A 19,626-nucleotide genomic window follows, 5' to 3' on the forward strand; every position below is an offset into this window, starting at 1 on the left:
GAACTGCTTCGCAGCCCTACGGGTGACCTTCGGCCATTCAGCCGGCCCCACCTCCCCGCCGCACACCAACCATGGCCCGGTACCCTGCATCCCTTGACCGAGCCCCAGTTCGTCGGTACGGCCCTTACTCCTCTGCCCCCAACGGCATAGGCGTCATCAGCGGCGACACGCTCGCCACCAGCCCACCGCGACCTCAAACGCGTTCGGCTTCGGCGTGCAGGCCAGCTTGCCGCTAGGCACAGGCGGCCTCCTCGATGAGCGCGCGGGCCCGCTCGTACGCCTCATCTACGTCGATGCCGTAGTTCTGGGCGACGATCAGGTCCACCAGGTCGTTGACCGCGCGGGCGGCGTCCCACGCGGAGACGGCCTGCACGGCCTGGTCCTCGTCGGACTCGGCGACGAGCGCGGCGAAGCCGATCTCTCTGACCGCCTTATCGGTGGCGTCCTGCAGCAGGGCGCGCCTGCACTGGTCGAGCGGTTCACGGCAGTGGAAGCACGTAACCATCAGGGGTCCTTTCAGAACAGGGCGAATTGTTCGACTTCGGGTTCAGGAGTGGGGGTGGGCGGGACCTCGGCCGGACGCACGCACCCGAGGTCGTAGCGGGCGTCGTAGGGGTGGTCGGTGAGGTCGTCCGGGTCCACGAGGGACGGCGCGTCATCCCGCAGCAGGTGCCACGTCCAGCGCAGGGCTGACGGCAGATGCTTGTCGGGGCCGTTGGTGAGGAGCGTTCCGTCCGCCGAGTCGGCGTCCATCGCGAGCGCGGCGTACCGGTGGCGTTTGAACGAGTTGACCCGGCCGACGTGGACCCACAGCCCGGCGGCGCCTGCGGCGCGCGCCAGTACTGCGGCCGCGGGGCTGAGCTTCCAAGACGTCGAGCCGCCGATGAACAGGCAGTCGAAGTCCTCCCAGCGCCACCAGTTGCAGAATTCCAGGTGGTCCTGGGCGACCAGCGCGACGGGGTAGCCCATCTGGCGGATGCGTTGCAGGTACGGGTATGACCGGTTGATCGTGGCGAAGGCGTTGAAGGGGACATCGGGCGCGGTCGCGAACAGGCACCGGTCGGCGTGCTCGCGGCGGTCCTCCAGCCAGTCCATGTACGCCTCGTCGCCGACGTACTTCTTGCCGAAAATTCCGGAGTCGGCGGCCCACCAGCCGTCCTCTGGCACGCGGTTTCCGGAGGATGGGGTGACGATGGCGCCGAGCCGGCCCGCGTGGATGTGCTCACGGATCCGGTCGGTGCTGGGTGGGGCCAGGTAGAGCGGGGCGTGCATCAGCAGCCTGCCGCCGCGGTGTCGAACAGCCTGGCCTGCCGGACCTTCTTGCGGCGGCGAACGAGACCGGCCTCGTACCGGCGGCGCAGCTCCGCGAGCGTCAGCGGGTACTTCACCCCCGCGACGGTCTCGGTCAGGATCGCCACGTTCTTGTCGTGGGTGGCGCGGAACTTCTCCTCCAACTCTTCGGCGTAGGCGTACCGCGCCGGGAAGACCTCCAGCGTGAGCAGCCATTGCTCGCGGCCCGCGCGGACGCACAGGCCGCCGCAGTTGTTGTGTTCGTAGCCCAGCTCGTTCAGCCGGGGCACGGCGATGCTGAGAGCCCTGCACTCGTCGAGCATTCGGTCCTTGGACCAGTGGGGCTCTGAGCGCATTGGGAATTCGACACGCCACGGCGACCAGCCGTTCACGGTGCCGGGCAGACGTCGAGTTTCTGCGTGGTCGAACCCGACGTAGGCGATGGTGTTGGCGGGGTCGCAGTGGTCCGTCATCCATTTGCGGCAGGGCACCTGCTTGAGGTGCTTGCTGCACGGTGCGAGCCGGGAGTTGCCGAGCCACTTGACGTCGAAAAACACCTCGAACGGCGTGCGGCCGTCCTGGACGATGGTCGGTGCGACGCCCAGGTGTGCGCTGGCGTCGTTCATGAACCGGTAGAGGTCTTCGTCCTCGACCAGGGTGTCGGCGAACAGCAGGACCAGGTTGTCGGTGCCGTGCTGGGCGGCGACGCGCTTCGCGGCCCAGAACGACCCGATGCCGCCGCTCATCTGGACGACGTGACGGGTGGCCATGACGGTCTCCTCGATGGTCGGGGGGAGGGCGTTGGCGGCCCCGCTGGTGCGGCGCCGCCGATTGCGGTTTCGCTATTGACGGTTAGGCGGCGAGGGGGGCGAACCGGTCCAGCTCGATCCCGAGAATCGCCTCCACTACGGCGCAAGTCAGGATCTCGGCCATGGGTGGCGGGACCGCGTTGCCGATGAGCTTGACCTTGTCTCGCGATCGGTCGGCGACGAACACGTAGTCGTCCGGGAACGACTGCGCACGCCGGAGCTCGGCGAGCTTGAGCATCCGGAACAGGATGGACGACACGTCGATTCGGCCGTCTGGGGTGAGCAGTGCCCATCGGTCGCGGGTCGGCAGGGTTCCCATCGGTTCGTCCACTCCCTGCACGCCGCCCCTGCCGTAGTACGCCATCAGCAGCGGCTGGGGCATGCGCAGGCCGGGCGGTGCGGTGACGAGCGACTGATGCCCGGTAGTGGTGACCGTGCGCATGTGCTCGCTGGTCGGGGTGCAGTGCTCGCGCCCGTCCCCCTTCGATCCGTTGTTGCGCATGAGGAACGAGGGCGGAGGCTCCCAGCCCGGCGGTACGCCGAGCCCGTGATGGTAGCCGCCGGCCGTGACCGCGTGCGCCGGGTCCACGAACGCTGGCCTCGATCGGAGCGCGTCACCGCCGCCGCGCATGGGGAACACGAGCGGCAGCATCCCGTCCTCCATGTCCGGCAGGTCGGGGTGGCTGGCGAGTCCGTGGTTGGAGCCCTCCGCCACCAGGGTGGCCAGCGGGTCCTTGGACGGATTCGTGTTCCGCGCCCGGTCCGACCGCATCAGCGACAGGAACGCCGGGAATACGCCTGGCTGGGTGCCGGGGTCGAACGCGATGCCGTCCTCGTGCCGAGTGGTGCTGGTCCGCTTCGGCAGGCTGACCGGGCGCGCCACCTTGCCGTCGCGGCCTTCGCACGGCACCACGAGGGCGTTCGCCTCGCGCGTGGTGAGCGCGGGGATCGGCTCGTCCACTCCCCTGGGCCCGTCGTTCCATGTGCCGCCGGCAGGGACGGTGAACGGTTTGATCCAGTGCTCCTCGACTCCGGCGCGGATGCGCGCGATCGTCTTGGGTGCCAAGCCCTCCGGCTTCTTCTTGGTCTTCTTGCGGGACCCGATCGGAGTGCCGAGGTCGGTCCAGTCGATCGCGTACGCGGCTGGGAGAACGGGCGGTTCGATGAGCTGCCCTTGGCACGCCAGCTCGGGGCACACCCACACGTACTGGCCGTTCTTGATGCCGTAGACGCCCATGTCCACGCCGGGACGTTTCCACGCCCGGACAGCCTGCACCCATCCTCCGTGGCGGGGGCAGTAGGCGTACGGGTCGAACCACTTGCGGTAGTTCGGCCTGCGGCCCACGGACTCATGGATGCCGGACACGAGCAGCCTGTCACGTGACTGCGGGGTGGGCAGCGTGGTCCGGCCCTGCACGTGCGCGGCGTTGACGGCGTGGAGCTGGATGATGTAGCCGAGCTTCCGCAGCTCCCGGACCCACCGGTCCCAGTGCGCCCACAGCCGGGCCTGCACCACGTTCTCGACACCGAACCCGAGCACCGGCTTGCCGTGCTTCTCCTGGCAATGCCGCAGGTAGGTGACGACTTCTTCCATCAGCGCGCGGCTTCGGATCCTGGTCTTCTGATGCTCGGTCAGGTTGTCCAGGTCGTCGGCCCAGAGGGCCATCTGGTTTTCCTTGTCGAAGTACCGCGTCTCCCCTGATGCGGTACTGAACGCCGGGCACGCTGGCGACGCCCAGAAGAAGCTGGCGTAGGGGAACTTCTCGATGGCGTCGGCTGCCTGGACGTCGCCGAGCCAGAAGTCAACGTTGGGGTGGTTCTTGACGTAGGTCCACTTGGCGGGCTTCGCGTGGTTGGCGGCGAACTTCAGCTCGGTTCCGGGGACGGCGGCGATGCCGGTTCCGGAGCCGCCACCGCCCGCGAACATCTCGGCAACGTCGATTGAACTGGGGAAGAGCCGGTTCAGCACCCGCGCTCCCTGCGGGCAGACTCCTCGGCGGCGACCCGCGCAGCACGGACCTGCTTGACCGCTTTGGCTACTTCGCCCTGCTCGTGTTTTTGGGCAGCAGGCACCACAGTGTGGTCGTTCATCAAGGGTTTCGCCTTCCGCGAATAGCGAGGGGTTAGAAGGACAGCGAGAGCTGGGCGGGGCCTTCGAGCCCGGCCCGCCAGGCGCTGGAGAAGGTCTTGTTGGTCTTGTCGGACGCCAGCGCGGGAGCTGCGGCGACGAGCTGCTCCACGCACGGGTAGTAGAGGTTGCGTTCGTGCAGCCACAGCCGGTGGTGTCGGCCCGTTTCGAGCCGTGCCCCGAGGGGGTGTAGGAGGGTGGCCATGAAGCGGACCCCGCCGATCATGTCGCCGCGGGTGCCTTCATGGACGCGGGTGAGGGAGCGGGCGGCGTTGGCTGGGCGCATCATGTCGTCCGGGTGGGCGCGGAAGGCGCGCCGAACGTCATAGATTGCCCAGGGCAGGCTGTCCAGGTGCTGCTCGAACTGGTCGAGCAGCGGCCCGCTTCCTTCGGTCGCCTCCAGTTCGTCGAGGAGCTGGCGCCCACCGATGAGGCCCTGCCGTGGGTTGATCGCTACGGCCAGGTACTCCATCGTGAGCGTCCGCATCGCCTCGTCGGGGTGGGCGAGGAACCGTGGGATGGTGCGCGCACGGCCGGCCGCCGTGGCGAGGGCGTAGGGGCACTGGACGCATGCCGATTTCGGCCACCACACGCCGAGCTGGTCGTGGATGTACTGTTCGCACGTGGCCCGGTCCCAACCCCACTCGATGAGCGGGTAGGTCGGGATGCGGCCGGGCAGCCCCACGACCTGAGCGTCACCGAGCATGCGGGACAGCTCGTCGGACTCGTAGCCCACGACGTGGACGAAGTCCTCCCCCTTAGTGAGTTCGGCGATGAACGTGTCCAGCGGCCAGCCCTTGGACTTCAAGGAGCACAGCCGCTTGCCGCCGGTCTGTGGAACGGTGGCGACGTCGATCAGCTCGTCGCTGAGCTTGTAGGCGCCGGTGACGTAGCAGCGGGTCGGGGTGCGGGTGTCGTCGAGGATCACGATGCCGTCGCGCTGGCTCTTGCTTTTCCGCGCGACCTGGACGGTGCGGATGCCGTGCTTGGCGAGCAGCGGGTAGACGTACTGCTCGACGAGGTGTCCGGTTTCGCTCCATTCGTCGCCGGTCTGTGCGGACACGACGATGAGGTCTGCCAGGTCGAAAGTGCGGGTGGCGGGTTCGATTAGCCAGCGGAGCAGGATCGCCGTGCTGTCGGCGCCGAGGCCGTAGGACAGCACGATCTTCACATGGTGTCTCCGTTCTGGGGACGCGGCCCCGCCCAGTACGGGCGGGGCCGATGAGCGGCGAATTAGTCCTGGGCGGGGATGACTACGACGACCGTGTTGGCGTCGGTCGCCGGAGCGAACGAGCCCGCGGGCAGCGGCTCAAACTCGCCGCCGTGCTCCTCCACCAGGGCACGGAACCGTTCGGCCACCTTGGTTTGCTGGAAGATCACCGAGGAGCCCATTACTGCGACGAGACGACCGCCGGGCTTGAGGAAGCGCAGCGCGTGGGTGACGTGCGCGATGTCCTTACCGCCGGAGAACGGCGGGTTCATCACGATCCGGTCGTACGCCTCCTGCTCGACCTGTTCCAGGTCGAGGAAGTCCTGACGGCGGACGCAGTTCACCCCGGGGACGCGCTCGACGAGGAGGTTCGCCAGGCTGTGCTCGATCTCGACGCAGTCCACGACCGCGCCCCGCTCTACGGCAGCCGCCGCGATATTGCCGGTGCCCGCCGAGGGTTCGAGGACGGCCATGCCGGGCTGGATATCGGCCAACTCCATGAGCTTGTCCACCACAGCGGGCGGGGACACGAACGCTTCCCGGTCGCGGCCGACGCGCACGCTGCTTGCCCTGCGCGCGGCTGCCTGAAGCTGCTCGGTGTCGAGCTTCGGCACCTTGACCTTGGGCCGAGCCGGCTGGGCACGGGCTGGCTCGGATACGCCCGCCAGGCTGGGCTTGTCGCCGTGCGGGCATTCGACTTGCAGGATGTCGGTGTACGGCACCTTCGGCTGCCAGTGGTCCCGGAAGTCCAGCCGGACCGTCGTGGGGTTGGTCTTGACGGCGAGGCCGTTGTACCCCCATGCCCACACCCGGTCGCCGACGTGGATGTTGTGCTTGCCCCACTCGACGAACTCGCCCTCCTGCGTGGCAGCCGCGAGCTGCTGCCGCTCGTAGGCGAGCTGGTTCTCGATGTGGGCCTGCTCGGCGAGGAGCCTTTCGCGGTGCTGCCCGGTCGCGGGCTCGTGCTTCTCGATGTAGTACGGCTCGCCTCGGTGATTGCGGAACACCCGCTCATAGCCGTCGAGGCCGCGCTGCACCCGCCGCAGGTCTGCCTCCAGCTTCTTGATGCGGCGGGCGGTGACGCGCGGCCGCGCCGAGTAGGCGGCCTGCTTGCCCACTGCGTTGGCGCGGCGGGCGGCCTGCTGCGCGGCCGTGTCCTCCTCCACGGATTTCCGCATGGCGGTGTCCATGCGCTTCTGGTCGCGCCGCGCGCCGCGCTCGGAATGGTGCCCGAGGAGGATGGGCTGCCCGCCCGCGAACCGCTCCGACAGATCGTTCGCCCGCTCCGCGGCGGCGGCCGCCCGGCCGGCGTGGCGTTCGGCCTTCGCTGCGAGCGCGTGCCGCCGGTCTTCCAAGCGGTCTGCCTTGTCGGCGAGGACCTGGGCGCGGTCGCGCGGGGTGTCGTCGATCTCGACCTCGACCTCGAACCCGGCCGCCTTCAGGGCCTTGGCCGCCTTGTTGATCGCCCACCGGTCGGCTACACGGTCGCGCGAGTGGCGGAGCCCGATCATGCCGATGGAGGGGAAGAACGTGAAACGGCCGTTCTCCCACTTGCGGACGATCTCGTACACGCCGTCGCCCTTGGACGAGCCGTAGATGAGCGTGCCGTCCTCGTGGGTGTGCTTGATCGTGATCACTGGTCGGCCTCGCCCTCGTCCTCGGCGTCCTGGAGCTGGGCCTGCATCAGCTCGACGGCGAGTGCGCGAGGCGGCTTGGAGCCGGGCCGGGGCGCGAACACGGCGCACGTAGGCGGGCACTGTGTGGTGCGGTCCTCAGGACCGGCCGGGGCAGTGCCGCAGTGCGGGCACCGCTCGCGCGGCACGGTCTGGGACACGTCGAACGTGCCCTTCTTCATGTAGTACCGGGGGCGGCGCGGTTTGGTGGACTGCCAGCCCTCCTTGGCCAGCTCCTCCTCCTTGGCCTGCTCCTCGTTCTTCTTCCGGCCGATGTGCCGGAATGTGCCGAGGGACCTCTCCCCCTCGGCCACGATCCGGCCCTGCGCCAGCCAGTAGTCGAAGCCGCCGCAGTGGGTGAGCGGGCGGCGCTGAGCGGCCAGCAGCGCGACGTTCTGCAGCGAGTAGCCGGGGTCGTCGCTGGCGGGGTCGTACTTCCAGCCGATGCTCGCGGCGATCGAGCGGAACTGCTCCAGCTCGGCCGGGTCGGACAGGCACGCCACCGCGTAGGCGTGCAGGGTCTCGTTCGCCGCCGTGCGGCTGGCGGTGTCGCGGTCCTTCATGGCCTGCGTGACGCGGCGGCGCTTGCGGGGCTTCTTCGTGGCGGATGCCATGTGGCGTTCTCCTGTGGTGTTGATTGCGATTCCGCTATCAGCGGTCAGGCGTGGGTGATCTCGTAGCCGTCCGGCATGGAGACCGGCCGGCGGCACTGGCTGCATTCGAAGCCGTCGCTCTCGAAGGTGCTGTCGCCCAGGTGCGCGCTGATCTTGCCGTCGTCTGAAATCGACAGCGCGTTCTCCCGGGTGGCCACGTCGAGCTCGACGATTTCGTCTGCGGCGCCGCAGTCGCCGTAGGGGCAGATGAGCTTGCCGTCGTAGATGAGCACGGGCAGTTCGTCGTTCATCTCGGGGATGACGGCCTCGCAGCAGGCCGAGACGACCGTGCCGTGGGCGCCGCCGAGGGTGATGATGTGCGTGTTCTCCCCGCACTTCGGGCACTCGGTGCCGCCCGGGGGGATGGTGTCGGTCAACGTTCCTCCGTTGATTGCGAATCCGCTATCGGCCCCGCTACCAGGGCGGGGCCGATGCAGGATTAGAGCCTGGCCCAGGTTCCGGCGTGCGGGACCAGGTGCCAGATGCTGTTGGTCGTGATGTGGCGGGCCTTTATCAGGCGGCCTTCCTCGCGGACCTGGAGGACGATGTACTGGCCGTCCTTGGCCGTGAGGACGTCGTCTGCCGTGAGCGGTTGGTCGGTCGCGGTAAGGCCGCTCACACCGGCGCCTCTTCCTCGGCGCGGACGTGCGTGGTGTACGGCTCGCCGACACCGCCGCCGTCGTAAACGACGATGAGCCGGACCTTCACCTCGTCGTCGGGGATAATGTCCTGCACCACCCCGGCCTGGTCGCCGACGATGACCCGCTGGCCACGGCGGAAGGCTGACATCTGCTTCCGGTTGCCCCGCAGGTAGCGGGTCAGCAGCCCGAGCGACAGAATGCCCGCTGGGTGGGTCTGGCCGGGGTACAGGATGGCGGCCGCGAACGCCGTCCCCGCCTGGAACCCGACGAAGATCTTCCAGTCGTCGCGGGTCAGGGCCAGCTCAGTGACACCTTCCGTATACGTCGGGCAGGTGGCGATGGCCCATCCGCACAGGTGCGCCTTCGCGGTGATGAGGCTGTGGCTGGTGTTCGGGTTGACGGCGGGCCGTGGTTTCCTGGTCATCGGTTTCCTCTCGGGATCGAGTCGGACACGGAACGTGCCGTGTCATAGACGGGATCGGGTAGGTCGCAGGGGCAGCCGCAGTGGCACAGGCCGGTGATGACGACGCCGCCGTGTAGGTCGAGCCACCACCGGTTGGCGGCAGGCCGGAAGTACTGGTCGAGGACCAGCCCAGCGATCTGGTTGCGCTGCCGGTCGCCGGGGCGGGCCAGCCGGCCCACGAGGAGACGGACGCCGGGGTACTCCTCGACCTCGCAGATCTCGCGGTCGGTGTCGCCGTCGCCGAGGGTGAGCACACCCGACAGGTATGAGTGGTCGAGCCGGTCTCCGTCGTCGGCCAGCAGCAGCGGAACACGGTCGCCCTGGTTGAGGTCCGTGGTGAGCAGCAACCCGGTAACGGTGCTGGTCATTAGGAGTGCAGTCCTTTCAGTTGGCCCAGCCGTGCTCGGGCAGGCAGTTGAGGACGCCGATGATCTCGGACGCACCGCTGCCCTTCCGGTTGGAGCCGTTCGGCTGCCAGGTCAGCGAGATCCGCAGGGCGCGCCCCTTGTCGGCGGAGATGTCGAGGGTGCCGAAGTACAGGCCGCGGGACAGCCGGAGTTGGTAGATGCGGCGGTACGGCTCGTCGGGGATGTTCACGGTGAACCCGGCCTCGCGGAGCCGGTTGATGATCTGCGCTGCGGTGCGATTCGGCCGCATGGGCATGGAGCGAGTCCTTTCAGGGTCGGAGCTCGGGCGGGAGGTCGGTGATGGGGATGCGGCGGACGTGGGCGCCCGTGCCCCAATTGCGGGCGGTGTTCCAGGCGTGCGCCCGTGCCCATTCGCAGGGCACGGGGTGCCGGTTGTTGGGGTCGGGCTGAGGGGGCGCACAGTGATGCAGGGGCGGCCGGTGACGTAGACGTTGCCTCCGCCGTTCGGGCTGACCGCCATGTAGGCGTAGCCGCGTTCCTGGTCGAGCTGGTCGTTTCGCAGCACAGGCGTCCTCCGTAGACGAGATAGGTAGGGCGGCCGCGGGGCGGACGGGATCGGCTACCGCCAGTTGACGGAGCAAGAAAAGGCGTGTTCCTGCGGGGGCGCGTCCCAGCGCGCCTCGCAGTCGTTGCACTGGTCTTGAATCTCGACGGGGAAGGCGTCGGTGACGCTCTCCTCGGGCTCGATGTCGTCGAGGCGGCGGCAATCGACGATGACGCCGGGGCATCCGCCCCCGCCGCACCAGAACAGGCCGGTCGGCTCATCGCGCTCAACCAGGGCGCCGCCGGGGAGGCAGGGGTGGAACCCTGCGAACGAGGAGACGTTGCCGCACAGGCACGTGATCTCGTCGTCCTCGTCCACCGTCACGACGCCCGGTATTGGGTCGTCCGAGCTGTGAACCCGGACAGGCTTGACGAGCCGTAGCTGCTGGTCGCTGCGCCGGTAGGAGGGGTAGGCGATGACGCCCTCGTAGGCGAGGTGGCGGGCCTCGGCGCACTGGGAGGAGCCGCAGTTCGACGACATGTACGGCCCGTCGCAGTCGTACTCGAACACACGCGGCCGGGCACGGCACCATGTGCAGGCTGGCACCCGCTCCACCGTGAGCGCCGTGAGCGAGACGACGAGCGGCAGGCCAGCGAGACGAGCCAGGCGGATGGAGTCCACGACCTGGTTGAGGTTGTCGGTGGTGCGTGGCGCGAACCACTCGTGGCCGGGGAGTTCCATGCGGTAGCGGCGGACGGCCGCGACGACGTGCTTCACAGTTCCTCCGTTGCTGGCGGCTGAAATAGACCGGATGGGTGCATTACGCTGAAAGGCACTGGGACCTCGTTGTGGCTACGAGAGGCCCCGGGGCTTTTGTGGTGTTGGGATGGCCGGGCCGTGGCGGGCCCGGCCATCGCGTTGCAGGGGCTAGAAGCAGGCGTCTCCGTGGGGCGGGACGAGCTGCTCAGTGCGGGTGAGGCCGGGGTACTTGCGGCTGTTCTGGACCATGTCCACGGAGTTGTCGCCCCAGTAGGTCCTTTTGCCGTCCTGCCAGTCCGGGTCCACCTCCTCCATGTGGCGGCAGTACGCCAGGTAGCGCCGGTGCAGGCGGTAGACGCGGGCGTAATCCTCCGGCGACAGGCGCAGGTGCGTGCGCTCCCACAGCCAGTAGTCGCCGTGGTCCTCAGGCGCGGTCAGCCAGTAGCCGTCCACCGTGCGCCGCCAGCCGTGCTGTTGGGTGTTCGCCGCGAGCCAGCGCAGCACCTCGCCGCCGCTGCGGAACTCCTTGATCTGGTTGTGCAGGTACGAGGCGGTGATCATCGAGGTCCCCTCCCGGGGTTGTGGTGATAGGTCAGTGGGCGGCGGGGCCTGTGGCTGGCCCCGCCGCTGGAGTGCTCAGCGGGGGTTGGGCAGGATGCGCAGGGCCTGCGGGTTGATCACCTCGGCCCACACGCCCGCAGGCAGCGGAAGCGACGCGTACTCGATCGGCGCATAGTCGGACGTTCCGCCGTCGCAGGCCAGGAACGCCCAGTCGGGCAGGCCGTCCATCCAGACGATGACGCGGCCACCACCGCTATCCCAGTCGGCGTCCATGACCTGCGGCCAGTAGTCGCGGTCGGCGCCGAAGTGCTCGCCGATCGCGTTGGCGATCTGCTGCGCCAGCTCGTCGCTGATCTCCGACAGAGGGGCGTTCACCGGAGTTGCGACGTTAGCGGTACCGCATTCACCGACACGCGTGGCCAGCATGGCGTCGAACAGCGTCGAGCCTTCCTGCATCGCGTGCAGGATCGCCTCGTTGGCGTGGGCGGGGCCCCAGTCAGCGGTCTCCAGGATCGTGATGAGGGCGTGCCGGGTATGCCCGTACGGGCCGGGGTCACGGGCAAGCTTCTGGTCATCGGCCTGGTTGAGGCGGCGCAGGATGAGAAGTAGGTCTTCGGCGATGCCGCGGGTGGTGGTGTCCATGACGTTCCGTTCGGGTGGCGGGGTCAGATGAGGCCCATGTCGAGCAGGGGCGAGATGTGCCCGTCCGGGCAGGTGCCGTCCACTTCGATCTCGTAACCGTCCGGGCAGATAGGGGTGTCGCCGTAGACGCTCCACTCCCAGCCCTCGGGCAGGTCGATCAGGTCGCGCATCTTCGTGGTCCTTCCGTGCGGGCTCAGTGGCCGGTGTTGGCGCAGACGGTCTTGCCGTCCGTCGTCTTGCGGGCCAGGGCGGTGGGCGTAGTGGCCGGCTGGAGCCGCACGCCGAAGTCGGAGATGACGCGCCGGATGACGACCATCTGGCCTTCGGGGGTGAGGTCGTCGTACGTGGCGTCGTCCGCGTAGTGCGTTGGACCGGTGTCCTTCTCGTAGGCGAAGTGGTGGGCGGCCGTCCGAGTGACGGCGTACAGGATGTCCTCGTACTGCTCGGGGGTGGCCGGGTCGGTCAGCATGCGGGCGATGGTGGCGAGCATCTGGCTGGTGGTGCCGCCCGCGTTGCAAATTCCCTCGACTGCGGCGAGCAGTTCGGTGTGCGTTCGGGTGGTCATGGCGTCCATGTCGTTTCCCTTGTGACATGCAGCGGCCCCGCGACCGTGGCGGTCGCGGGGCCGGAGCCTGCTTGTTGATTGCGGTGCCGCTATCGGCACGTCTTGTCGAGCCTGTCCAGCCGGGCGGTGGTGTCGGCGGCGGCGTCCTGTCTGGCGTTTCGCCTTGTCAGGGTCGGTGTTTCGTGGTGGTACGTCTTCGACGCTAACACGTTCAGGAGAGCGACCTAGACATTAAGGGGTGCGGTGATCCCTTATCCTCATAACGATTCGATTAACGCGTCAGACGCATCCTTAGCGTCCCAAAGCATGTGACGCGTCAGATGTACCGGATGCACCCTAGACGCGCGTCTCCGTTGATCTGACGCGTACACAGCACGGGTTCTGGACCTTCATCGCCCCCACCTCCCGGCTTTACGACGTAGATCAGGATTTGTCGTTTTGTCGGTGCGCGCGGGCCCGCATCCGCGCCCGCGCCAGCGAGACCCGCCGCCGCTCCGCCACCTCGTCCACCACCGGCTGCTCGACCAGCGGCAACGCCTCGACAAGCCGGGGCCGCCTCGCGATCTCCTCGCGCGCCTGCTGGTCGATCCGGCCCCAGCGACGCTCATCCCCCGCCTCGCGCGGTCGCGCAGCCTCCCGGCCTCGGACACGCATCGCCCGAGCGGCCGCCGGAGAGGAACGCACCAGCAACTCCCGGGCACGCGCGGCCTGGTCGGAGTACGACGCGCTCGCAACTCCGGCCAGCGCGAACCGCTCACGCATCCTCACCTGCTCTGCGCGAAGCTCGGCGGCCGCAGCCGCGAGCCGCTGCGACTTGCCGGGCAGGGGCCGGCCGTGCTCGTCCAGCCACGCCGACAACCGGAACCGGACCCAGCCGGGGACGTTGCGGATCTGGTCGCGGCTGGTCCAGGTGTAGGTCCAGGCCGAGCCGTCCGGCTTGTGGTCCAGGGCGTGCATCACGTCGTCGGCGGTCCATCCGGCAGTGACGTAGTCCCTGATCAGGTGCCGGATGTACCAGGGCGACAACCGGCGCAGCGTGGTGCTCTCGTCGTGGATCTTCTCGGCGACCTGAAGGGCCTGCTTTCGCTCGTGTCTGCGGGTCCCCGGCGTGGCGGCGAGTTCGCCCGTCGTCGAGATTCGGTTCCTGCGGCGGGAAGATGATCTTTCCTCGCGCGCGCGCGTAGGACCTTCCTGTACTCCCCTACGGGAAGTACAGGAGGGGGGTTCAGTTGTCGTTTTGTCGGTGCGCGCGTCGTGTTCGTCCAACTCCGGAGCCGGAACGCACAGCACCCACACCGCCGCCCGGTTCCCCAGACCGTCGTCGCCGAGGCCGCACCGGTTTCCCCTGCGGTACCGGTTCGTCGTGCCCTCTTCCACGACGCCGAGGAAGCCGCGCTCGCGCAGCCACCGGATCCAGCGCTTCACGGTGGACAGCGCCAGGTCGAGATCGTCCGCGATCCGCTGCTCGGTCGGACGGGTGGTCATCGTTGTCCAGTCGGCCCAGTTGGCCAATGCATCGGCCACCTCGGTCAGGTTCCGGTAGGCGTGGCACTTCAACGCGAAAGCGTCGGGGTGCTCCTTGACGGCGCGGCGGAAGTCTTGCTGAGAGGGAGCGCGGCGCATGCCAGCAGGGACGGCCGACAGGACCGCCGCACGGGACGGAATCAGTGAGGGTTGTGAGGCGTCCGACTGGAGCGCGGCCCAGAGGTTCGGGCGCGCCGGGGCGAACGCTTGGCGAGGTGATATCTTCGGCTCCAAGCATTTCTGTGGCACCCACCCGATCGGCTCGTCGGCGACCATCCTTGGAGCCGGTCAGGGGTGCGGTGTCGTTGGTGATGTGGGTTAGGCGCTCTCCGCTTCGCGGGGGGCGCCTTTCTTGTTGTCTGGCCCGGGCGACTCCTGGGGCAGGCGGCTCGGATGCGGGCATGGATGCTGCTCCCCCGGCCCGCCCCGCTGAGGGATTGGACGGCGTGGGCTTCTCGGACCCGTGCCGGTGGTCTCGTGCTATACAAATAGTAGAACTTGACGCGTCAGACGCGTCAGTCACACGATAGCGCGTCGCATGCGCTCGCACGAGACGCGGTCGTGAAGATCAGCAAGCGCGAGAGGTGACCTCCACAGACGGCGAATCGCGCGAGCCCCGCAGGCTCAGTACCAGGCGAAACGCCAGACGGAGCAGCCCGCTGCGGCCGGCCACAACCCCCTCAGGAGAAGAACGATGGCCCGCGTCAAGGACCTGTGGTTCAAGACCGTGAAGACCCCGGACGGCAAGACGAAGCGAGAACCGACCGCGCGCCACGGGAAGGGCAAGAGGTGGTTAGCGGTCTGGACCAACCCCGAGGGGCGGGAGCAGACACAGGCGTTCACGAAGAAGTCGGCGGCCGAGACGCACGGTTCGCTCATGGAGGCCGACAAGGCGCGAGGGAACTACATCGACCCGAATGGCGGCAAGACGCGCCTGGTCGCCCTCGTCGAGGGCGACGAAGGCTGGCTGGCGTCGCTCACCGCAGACCCGTCCACTCGGCAGATCTACGAGGGGTACTGGCGGGTGCACATCAGGCCGAAGTTCGGGCAGCGGGAGATCGGCTCGATCCGGCCGAGCGAGATCCGAGCCTGGGTCAAGCAGCTTGAGAAGCGACTGGCGAAAAGCACGGCCAATCGGGTGCTCGCGTTCCTCGAACAGCTCCTGCAGAGCGCCGTGGACAACGACTTGATCGCCAAGAATCCGTGCGCGTCGAAGACCGTCCAGAAGCCCAAGGCGGAACCACGGAAGGTGGTGCCGTGGCCGATGGAGCGCGTGCTGGCGGTGACCGATGTGCTTCCCGCGCGGTACAGGATCATGGCGACGCTGGGTGCCGGCCTCGGGCTTCGCCAGGGCGAGATCTTCGGTCTTGCCGTGAACGACGTGGACTTCGACAAGGGTGTCGTCCACGTGCGGCAGCAGGTGAAGCTGGTCAACGCGAAGCTGCTGTTCGGCCTGCCGAAGCACGATCGCGAGCGGACGGTCCCCCTCCCTGAGTCGGTGGCCGCGGCCGTGGAGGAGTACCTGAGCCTGTTCCCGGCCCGGGAGGTCACTCTGCCGTGGGAGGAGGTGGACGGAGATCCCGTGACCTTGCCGCTGATCATCACCAGCCGTGAGTCCAGGGCGCTGAACCGCAACTACATCAACACCTACGTCTGGAAGCCTGCTCTTGTGGGTGCGGGTGTGGTCACCCAGGCGGATCTCAAGGCGCGAGTACCGGGGCGCCGCAACCAGAAGAACCGCAAGCACGGCATGCATGCGCTGCGGCACTTCTACGCCAGCGTGCTGCTCGACGCCGGCGTGTCCCCGAAGGCGCTGGCCGAGTATCTCGGGCATCAGGATGCTGGCTATACGCTCCGGACCTACACGCACTTGATACACGGCAGCGAGGACCGAGCCGGGAAGGCCATCGACACGGCATTCGACCTTGCGCTTACTGAGACCGGAACAGAGCCGGAACAAACCCCTTAATGATCAAGGGATTGGCAGCTCAACGGTGTGTATAGATCACACCTACGACGTGTGACGGCGGGTTCCGCCGCACGCGAACGGCCCGGCACCGCGATCGGTGCCGGGCCGTTCGCGTGCCACCGGCCGGACGGCCTCGGACCGGCGGCCCCAGGTGGACCGGCACCGGCGACCCGTTCACGCTGCGGCCGCTGCACACCGGTGACACCAAGTGCCTGGACGTGGCCTGGCGCAGCCACGACTGGGGGGCCAACGTGATCCAGGCCGACTGCGCGAGCTCGAACAACGCCAATCAGATCTGGCGGCTCAGGCTGGTGGACACCGCCTGGGAGGAATAGGCGCCCACGATCGCGGCCGCCCCGCCGGACGGACGATGAGGGCACAGGGCCAGGCCCCCGGCCGCCTCCTCGGGGGAGCGGCCGGGGGCCTGGCGGGTGTCGCGGTCAGTGCGGGCAGGTGTGGCGGGAGTCCGACAGGGTGATGTCGTCGGGGGCGGGGCACAGGAACTGCTCGTAGCGGGTGTCGTCGTCCACGAACCGCTTGAGCCAGGAGATCATGTACTTGGCCAGGGTGGTGTTGGAGGTCTGCGGGAAGAAGTGGCTGGCGTTGTTCAGCTCCAGGTACGCCTTCTCCGCCGAGGCCGGGATGCTGGTGTAGAACGGGATCGAGTGCGAGGACACCGGGGCGATGCTGTCCGACTCGCCGCCGACGATCATCGTGGGCACCCGCAGGCCGCTCCAGCTCTTGGTCAGGTTCCACGGGGCGATCGGCACGGCCGCCTGGAGCGACGGGCGATCGTCGGCCGCCTCCAGGCTGCCGCCGCCGCCCATGGAGTGGCCGGCGACCGCGAGGCGGTTGGGGTCGATGCGGTCGCGCACGCTGCTGCGCTGGGTCAGGTAGTCCAGCGCGGCCAGGAGCTGGCGGCCTCGGCTGGAGGGCTGGTCGTACAGGGTGTTGGTCTCGATGCCGATGACGACGAAGCCCTGTGAGGCGATGCGCGGGCCGAGCCAGTCCAGGCTGGACCACCTCGCGGTGTAGCCGGGGGAGATCGCGACGGCGCCGAAGGTGCCTTCGGCGGTGCTGGTCGGGTAGTACACGGTGCCGCCGCCGAAGCCGGTCACGCTGAGCGAGGAGACCGAGAACTGCGAGGTGGCGAACGGGCCGCGGGCGGCCTCGATGCTCGCCTCGGTGGGGGCGGGGCCGCGCTCGTACGGGTTCGCCGCCGCGGCGGAGGCGGGGGCGTGGGCGGCGGTGCCGGCGGCGAGGGCGAGCGTGACCGCGGCGGCCAGCTTGGCGAGGCGGCGTCCGGGGCGTGAGGGGCGGAGGGTGACAGTGGGGGGCTGCACGTCCGTTGACTCCCGTTCGTGAGGGGACTTACGCAGCACACTTTCTCTGTGTCAGCCCGTGGTGTGCACCGGTGGAATCACCAGCCTTCACACCGAAAAATCCCGCAAAAGGTGGCTATAGCGGACATACAGCCGTGGCTCGCCGGTTAGTGGGCCAAGGATGCCTCAGACGCCATTGAGAGTCCGGCCCATCCTGCTCGCGACGCTCCGTGCCCAGCCGACGGCGGTGTTCATCGCCCGGCTCACGATCACGGCCGTCGCGGCGTACCTCCTGGCCCTGCGTCTGCCGGCCGCCCAGGCGCCGCCGCTGCTGGCGCCGCTGACCGCGCTGCTGGTGGTGCAGTACACGCTGTACCGCACCGTCCGCACCGCCATCGAGCGCATCCTCAGCGTGCTGGCCGGGGTGGTGATCGCCGTGCTGGTCTCCGCGACGCTCGGCTTCTCCTGGTGGACGCTGGGCGTCACGATCGCCGCCGCGCTGGTCATCGGGTACGTCGCGCGGCTCGGCGACCACCTGCTCGAAGTGCCGATCAGCGCGATGCTGATCTTCGCGCTGGGCGCGCACACGCCGGCGGGGGCGCTGGACCGGATCCTGGAGACCGTGCTCGGCGCGGCCACCGGTCTGGTCGCCGGGCTGATCGCCTCCCCCGTCCACATGTCGCCCGCCCAGGAGGCCATCGCCGAGCTGGGCGACCGCCTGGGCGCGATGGTCGACCGGATGGCCGAGCGGCTGGCCGGGCACCCTGGCGGGGAGGTCTTCGCCGAGATGCTGGACGACGCGCGGATGCTCGGCGGCGAGATCGAGCGTACCGACCAGGCGCTGAGCCAGGCCGAGGAGAGCCTGCGGCTCAACCTGCGCGCGGCGGCGCTGCACCCGATGGGGATCGCGCTGCGCAGCGGCCTGGAGACCCTGGAGCACTCCGCGCTCACGCTGCGCGGCATGGTGCGCTCGCTGGCCGACCGCGAGCGGCTGCCCGGCTCGGCCGCCGTGTACGACGCCGAGGCACGCGGGCGGCTCGCCGACGCGCTGCGCGAGGTCGCCGAGATCGTACGCGCCTTCGCCACCCTGGTACGCGCCGAGTCGCACGAGGAGGCCCGCGCGTGCGCCGAGTCGCTGCGCAGCCGCCTTCAGGAGGGCCGCGGGCTGCGCGATGAGTTCGCCGAGGCGCTGCCGCCGTGGACCTCGGCCCGCTCCCCCGAGTGGCGGCTGCACGCCGAACTGCTGGTGCACCTGGACCGGCTGCTGGACCTGTTCGACTCCGAGCACCGCGCGCAGGCCCGCAACCGGCGCCGCCGCCCCGTACGGCGCGGGTTCCCCCGTACGCCGCGCGGCCTGAACGCCCGCGCCCGCCGGTCCTGAACCGGCACGGCACGGCCAGGGCGAGACGCGGCTACGGCGAGATGCGGCGCAGGCCGGTCAGGCGGCGCAGGATGTCCCACCAGAACGAGGCGCCGAACAGCAGGGCCACGAACGACAGCAGGAAGCCGGGCCAGTGGCCCGGGGTGATGATCCGCTCGGCCCAGGTGCCGAAGTTCCACGAGATGCCCGGCGCGCCGTCCTCGGGCATGCGCAGGCTGACGATGGAGTGGTCGAAGATCTGCACCAGCGCCGGCGAGCTGAAGGACTCGGTCACGCACGCGTACGGGTCGGTCTGCTCGGCGCACCGGGTGCGCAGCGCCGACAGCCCGTCGGAGTCGCCGGCGATGGCCGCCACGCCCGCCCGGTAGCCGTTGTCGCGCAGCAGCGACTTGGCGTATTCGAGGGAGTCCATGCTGAAGGCCAGCACCACCAGCAGGCCGAGCAGCGCGACCACCCAGCGGACGTACCTGCGGTAGAGCATGCTCAGGCGCTGCATCTCGCCGTCGAACCACTCCTCGGTGCCCTTGCGGAAGCGCTCCAGGTCGTTGGCCGCGCTCTTCCACACGCCGCTGAGGTGGCCGTGCAGCGGGCTGCCGATCTCCTCCAGCTTCTTCAGGAAGCCCTCCACGCCGCCGTGCTCGGCGGAGACCATCTCCATCACGGCCACGCCGAACCTGTTGGGCGGGATGGTCGCGATGCTGGTCCGCCTGCCCTTGGCGTGGTCGATCTCGCGCAGCCGCGCGTACAGGCGGGCGGTCATGTCCACCCGCGGCGCCTCGTCCCCGGCCCGCAGCGCCTCGTCGGACGGCATCGGCTCGACGACGGGAGGCGAGGGCTCGGGGTCGTGCACCGGCCTGGGGTCGCGCCCCTTGCGGGCGAACGGCAGCCTGGCGAAGACGTCCATCGGCCGGGAGGGCAGGTGCGACTCCCCCTCGGCCGGCGGCCCGTCCAGCGTGTCCTTCAGGTACGCCCACAGGAACTTGCTGCGGATGGACAGCAGCCGGACCATGCCCTCGTTGATCCCACTGACCAGCAGCGAGAGCAGCAGGAAGGCGAGCACCAGGCCGATGGCCAGGTCAACGTAGACGGATATCAAAGCGGATCACCCGCAATGTTGATACACG

At 69.0% G+C, this 19,626-nt stretch carries 23 protein-coding genes; 3 read left to right on the forward strand and 20 right to left on the reverse strand.

All coding sequences use genetic code 11. The features are described from left to right. Positions 1 to 232: 232 nt before the first annotated feature. From HNP84_RS12100 to HNP84_RS12185, 18 genes are all read right to left on the reverse strand, one after another. On the reverse strand, positions 233 to 505 hold the full coding sequence (locus tag HNP84_RS12100; protein WP_185049772.1) for a hypothetical protein: 273 nt from the start codon (positions 503 to 505) through the stop codon (positions 233 to 235). 11 nt (positions 506 to 516) lie between these two features. Next, on the reverse strand, positions 517 to 1,272 hold the full coding sequence (locus tag HNP84_RS12105; protein ID WP_185049773.1) for a hypothetical protein: 756 nt from the start codon (positions 1,270 to 1,272) through the stop codon (positions 517 to 519). Further along, positions 1,272 to 2,060, reverse strand: coding sequence for a hypothetical protein (locus HNP84_RS12110; RefSeq protein WP_185049774.1), 789 nt, complete (start codon positions 2,058 to 2,060; stop codon positions 1,272 to 1,274). The genes HNP84_RS12105 and HNP84_RS12110 overlap by 1 nt, the downstream gene beginning before the upstream one ends. A gap of 82 nt (positions 2,061 to 2,142) precedes the next feature. Continuing rightward, entirely contained in the window at positions 2,143 to 4,068 is a 1,926-nt protein-coding gene (locus HNP84_RS12115) for a DNA cytosine methyltransferase (protein ID WP_185049775.1), read from the reverse strand. Positions 4,069 to 4,222: 154 nt separating this feature from the next. Further along, a complete protein-coding gene (locus HNP84_RS12120) occupies positions 4,223 to 5,398 on the reverse strand; it encodes a hypothetical protein (RefSeq protein WP_185049776.1) in 1,176 nt (391 codons plus the stop codon). Between the two features lie 62 nt (positions 5,399 to 5,460). Further along, on the reverse strand, positions 5,461 to 7,008 hold the full coding sequence (locus HNP84_RS12125) for a DUF3560 domain-containing protein (RefSeq protein ID WP_185049777.1): 1,548 nt from the start codon (positions 7,006 to 7,008) through the stop codon (positions 5,461 to 5,463). A gap of 62 nt (positions 7,009 to 7,070) precedes the next feature. Then, positions 7,071 to 7,724: a hypothetical protein gene (locus HNP84_RS12130; RefSeq protein ID WP_185049778.1), complete on the reverse strand. Its 654-nt coding sequence runs from the start codon at positions 7,722 to 7,724 to the stop codon at positions 7,071 to 7,073. A gap of 44 nt (positions 7,725 to 7,768) precedes the next feature. Further along, positions 7,769 to 8,140 (reverse strand): hypothetical protein, encoded by a 372-nt coding sequence (locus tag HNP84_RS12135; RefSeq protein ID WP_185049779.1) that lies wholly within the window; start codon positions 8,138 to 8,140, stop codon positions 7,769 to 7,771. Between the two features lie 62 nt (positions 8,141 to 8,202). Further along, complete coding sequence (locus HNP84_RS12140) at positions 8,203 to 8,382, reverse strand: hypothetical protein (RefSeq protein WP_185049780.1); 180 nt, start codon at positions 8,380 to 8,382, stop codon at positions 8,203 to 8,205. Next, complete coding sequence (locus HNP84_RS12145; RefSeq protein ID WP_185049781.1) at positions 8,379 to 8,828, reverse strand: hypothetical protein; 450 nt, start codon at positions 8,826 to 8,828, stop codon at positions 8,379 to 8,381. The genes HNP84_RS12140 and HNP84_RS12145 overlap by 4 nt, the downstream gene beginning before the upstream one ends. Then, a complete protein-coding gene (locus HNP84_RS12150; protein ID WP_185049782.1) occupies positions 8,825 to 9,235 on the reverse strand; it encodes a hypothetical protein in 411 nt (136 codons plus the stop codon). The genes HNP84_RS12145 and HNP84_RS12150 overlap by 4 nt, the downstream gene beginning before the upstream one ends. 16 nt (positions 9,236 to 9,251) lie before the next feature. Next, positions 9,252 to 9,530 (reverse strand): hypothetical protein, encoded by a 279-nt coding sequence (locus HNP84_RS12155; protein ID WP_185049783.1) that lies wholly within the window; start codon positions 9,528 to 9,530, stop codon positions 9,252 to 9,254. 324 nt (positions 9,531 to 9,854) lie between these two features. Then, complete coding sequence (locus HNP84_RS12160; protein ID WP_185049784.1) at positions 9,855 to 10,556, reverse strand: hypothetical protein; 702 nt, start codon at positions 10,554 to 10,556, stop codon at positions 9,855 to 9,857. A 150-nt stretch (positions 10,557 to 10,706) separates the two neighbouring features. Continuing rightward, the gene (locus HNP84_RS12165) at positions 10,707 to 11,099 is read right to left on the reverse strand and encodes a hypothetical protein (protein ID WP_185049785.1); all 393 of its coding nucleotides are present in this window, start codon (positions 11,097 to 11,099) and stop codon (positions 10,707 to 10,709) included. 75 nt (positions 11,100 to 11,174) lie between these two features. Then, positions 11,175 to 11,741: a hypothetical protein gene (locus tag HNP84_RS12170; RefSeq protein WP_185049786.1), complete on the reverse strand. Its 567-nt coding sequence runs from the start codon at positions 11,739 to 11,741 to the stop codon at positions 11,175 to 11,177. Positions 11,742 to 11,764: 23 nt separating this feature from the next. Beyond that, positions 11,765 to 11,911 (reverse strand): hypothetical protein, encoded by a 147-nt coding sequence (locus tag HNP84_RS12175; protein WP_185049787.1) that lies wholly within the window; start codon positions 11,909 to 11,911, stop codon positions 11,765 to 11,767. A gap of 23 nt (positions 11,912 to 11,934) precedes the next feature. After that, the gene (locus tag HNP84_RS12180; RefSeq protein WP_185049788.1) at positions 11,935 to 12,306 is read right to left on the reverse strand and encodes a hypothetical protein; all 372 of its coding nucleotides are present in this window, start codon (positions 12,304 to 12,306) and stop codon (positions 11,935 to 11,937) included. Positions 12,307 to 12,729: 423 nt separating this feature from the next. Continuing rightward, a complete protein-coding gene (locus tag HNP84_RS12185; protein WP_185049789.1) occupies positions 12,730 to 13,929 on the reverse strand; it encodes a hypothetical protein in 1,200 nt (399 codons plus the stop codon). A 595-nt stretch (positions 13,930 to 14,524) separates the two neighbouring features. Here HNP84_RS12185 and HNP84_RS12190 point away from each other — a divergent pair. Together HNP84_RS12190 and HNP84_RS12195 are read left to right on the forward strand one after the other, a co-directional pair. Next, positions 14,525 to 15,799, forward strand: a complete 1,275-nt coding sequence (locus HNP84_RS12190; RefSeq protein WP_185049790.1) for a tyrosine-type recombinase/integrase — start codon at positions 14,525 to 14,527, stop codon at positions 15,797 to 15,799. Positions 15,800 to 15,912: 113 nt separating this feature from the next. Beyond that, on the forward strand, positions 15,913 to 16,134 hold the full coding sequence (locus HNP84_RS12195; protein ID WP_185049791.1) for an RICIN domain-containing protein: 222 nt from the start codon (positions 15,913 to 15,915) through the stop codon (positions 16,132 to 16,134). Between the two features lie 105 nt (positions 16,135 to 16,239). Here the strand turns inward: HNP84_RS12195 and HNP84_RS12200 are convergent, their stop codons facing one another. Then, complete coding sequence (locus HNP84_RS12200; RefSeq protein WP_376771869.1) at positions 16,240 to 17,142, reverse strand: alpha/beta hydrolase family protein; 903 nt, start codon at positions 17,140 to 17,142, stop codon at positions 16,240 to 16,242. Positions 17,143 to 17,317: 175 nt separating this feature from the next. Between HNP84_RS12200 and HNP84_RS12205 the strand changes: the two genes are divergently transcribed. After that, positions 17,318 to 18,502, forward strand: a complete 1,185-nt coding sequence (locus HNP84_RS12205; protein WP_185049792.1) for an FUSC family protein — start codon at positions 17,318 to 17,320, stop codon at positions 18,500 to 18,502. Positions 18,503 to 18,533: 31 nt separating this feature from the next. On the opposite strand, the gene HNP84_RS12210 is transcribed toward HNP84_RS12205, so the two are convergent. Further along, a complete protein-coding gene (locus HNP84_RS12210; protein ID WP_185049793.1) occupies positions 18,534 to 19,598 on the reverse strand; it encodes a hypothetical protein in 1,065 nt (354 codons plus the stop codon). Positions 19,599 to 19,626: the final 28 nt, after the last annotated feature.

The sequence above is a fragment of the Thermocatellispora tengchongensis genome (assembly GCF_014202315.1).
Lineage (GTDB): Bacteria > Actinomycetota > Actinomycetes > Streptosporangiales > Streptosporangiaceae > Thermocatellispora > Thermocatellispora tengchongensis.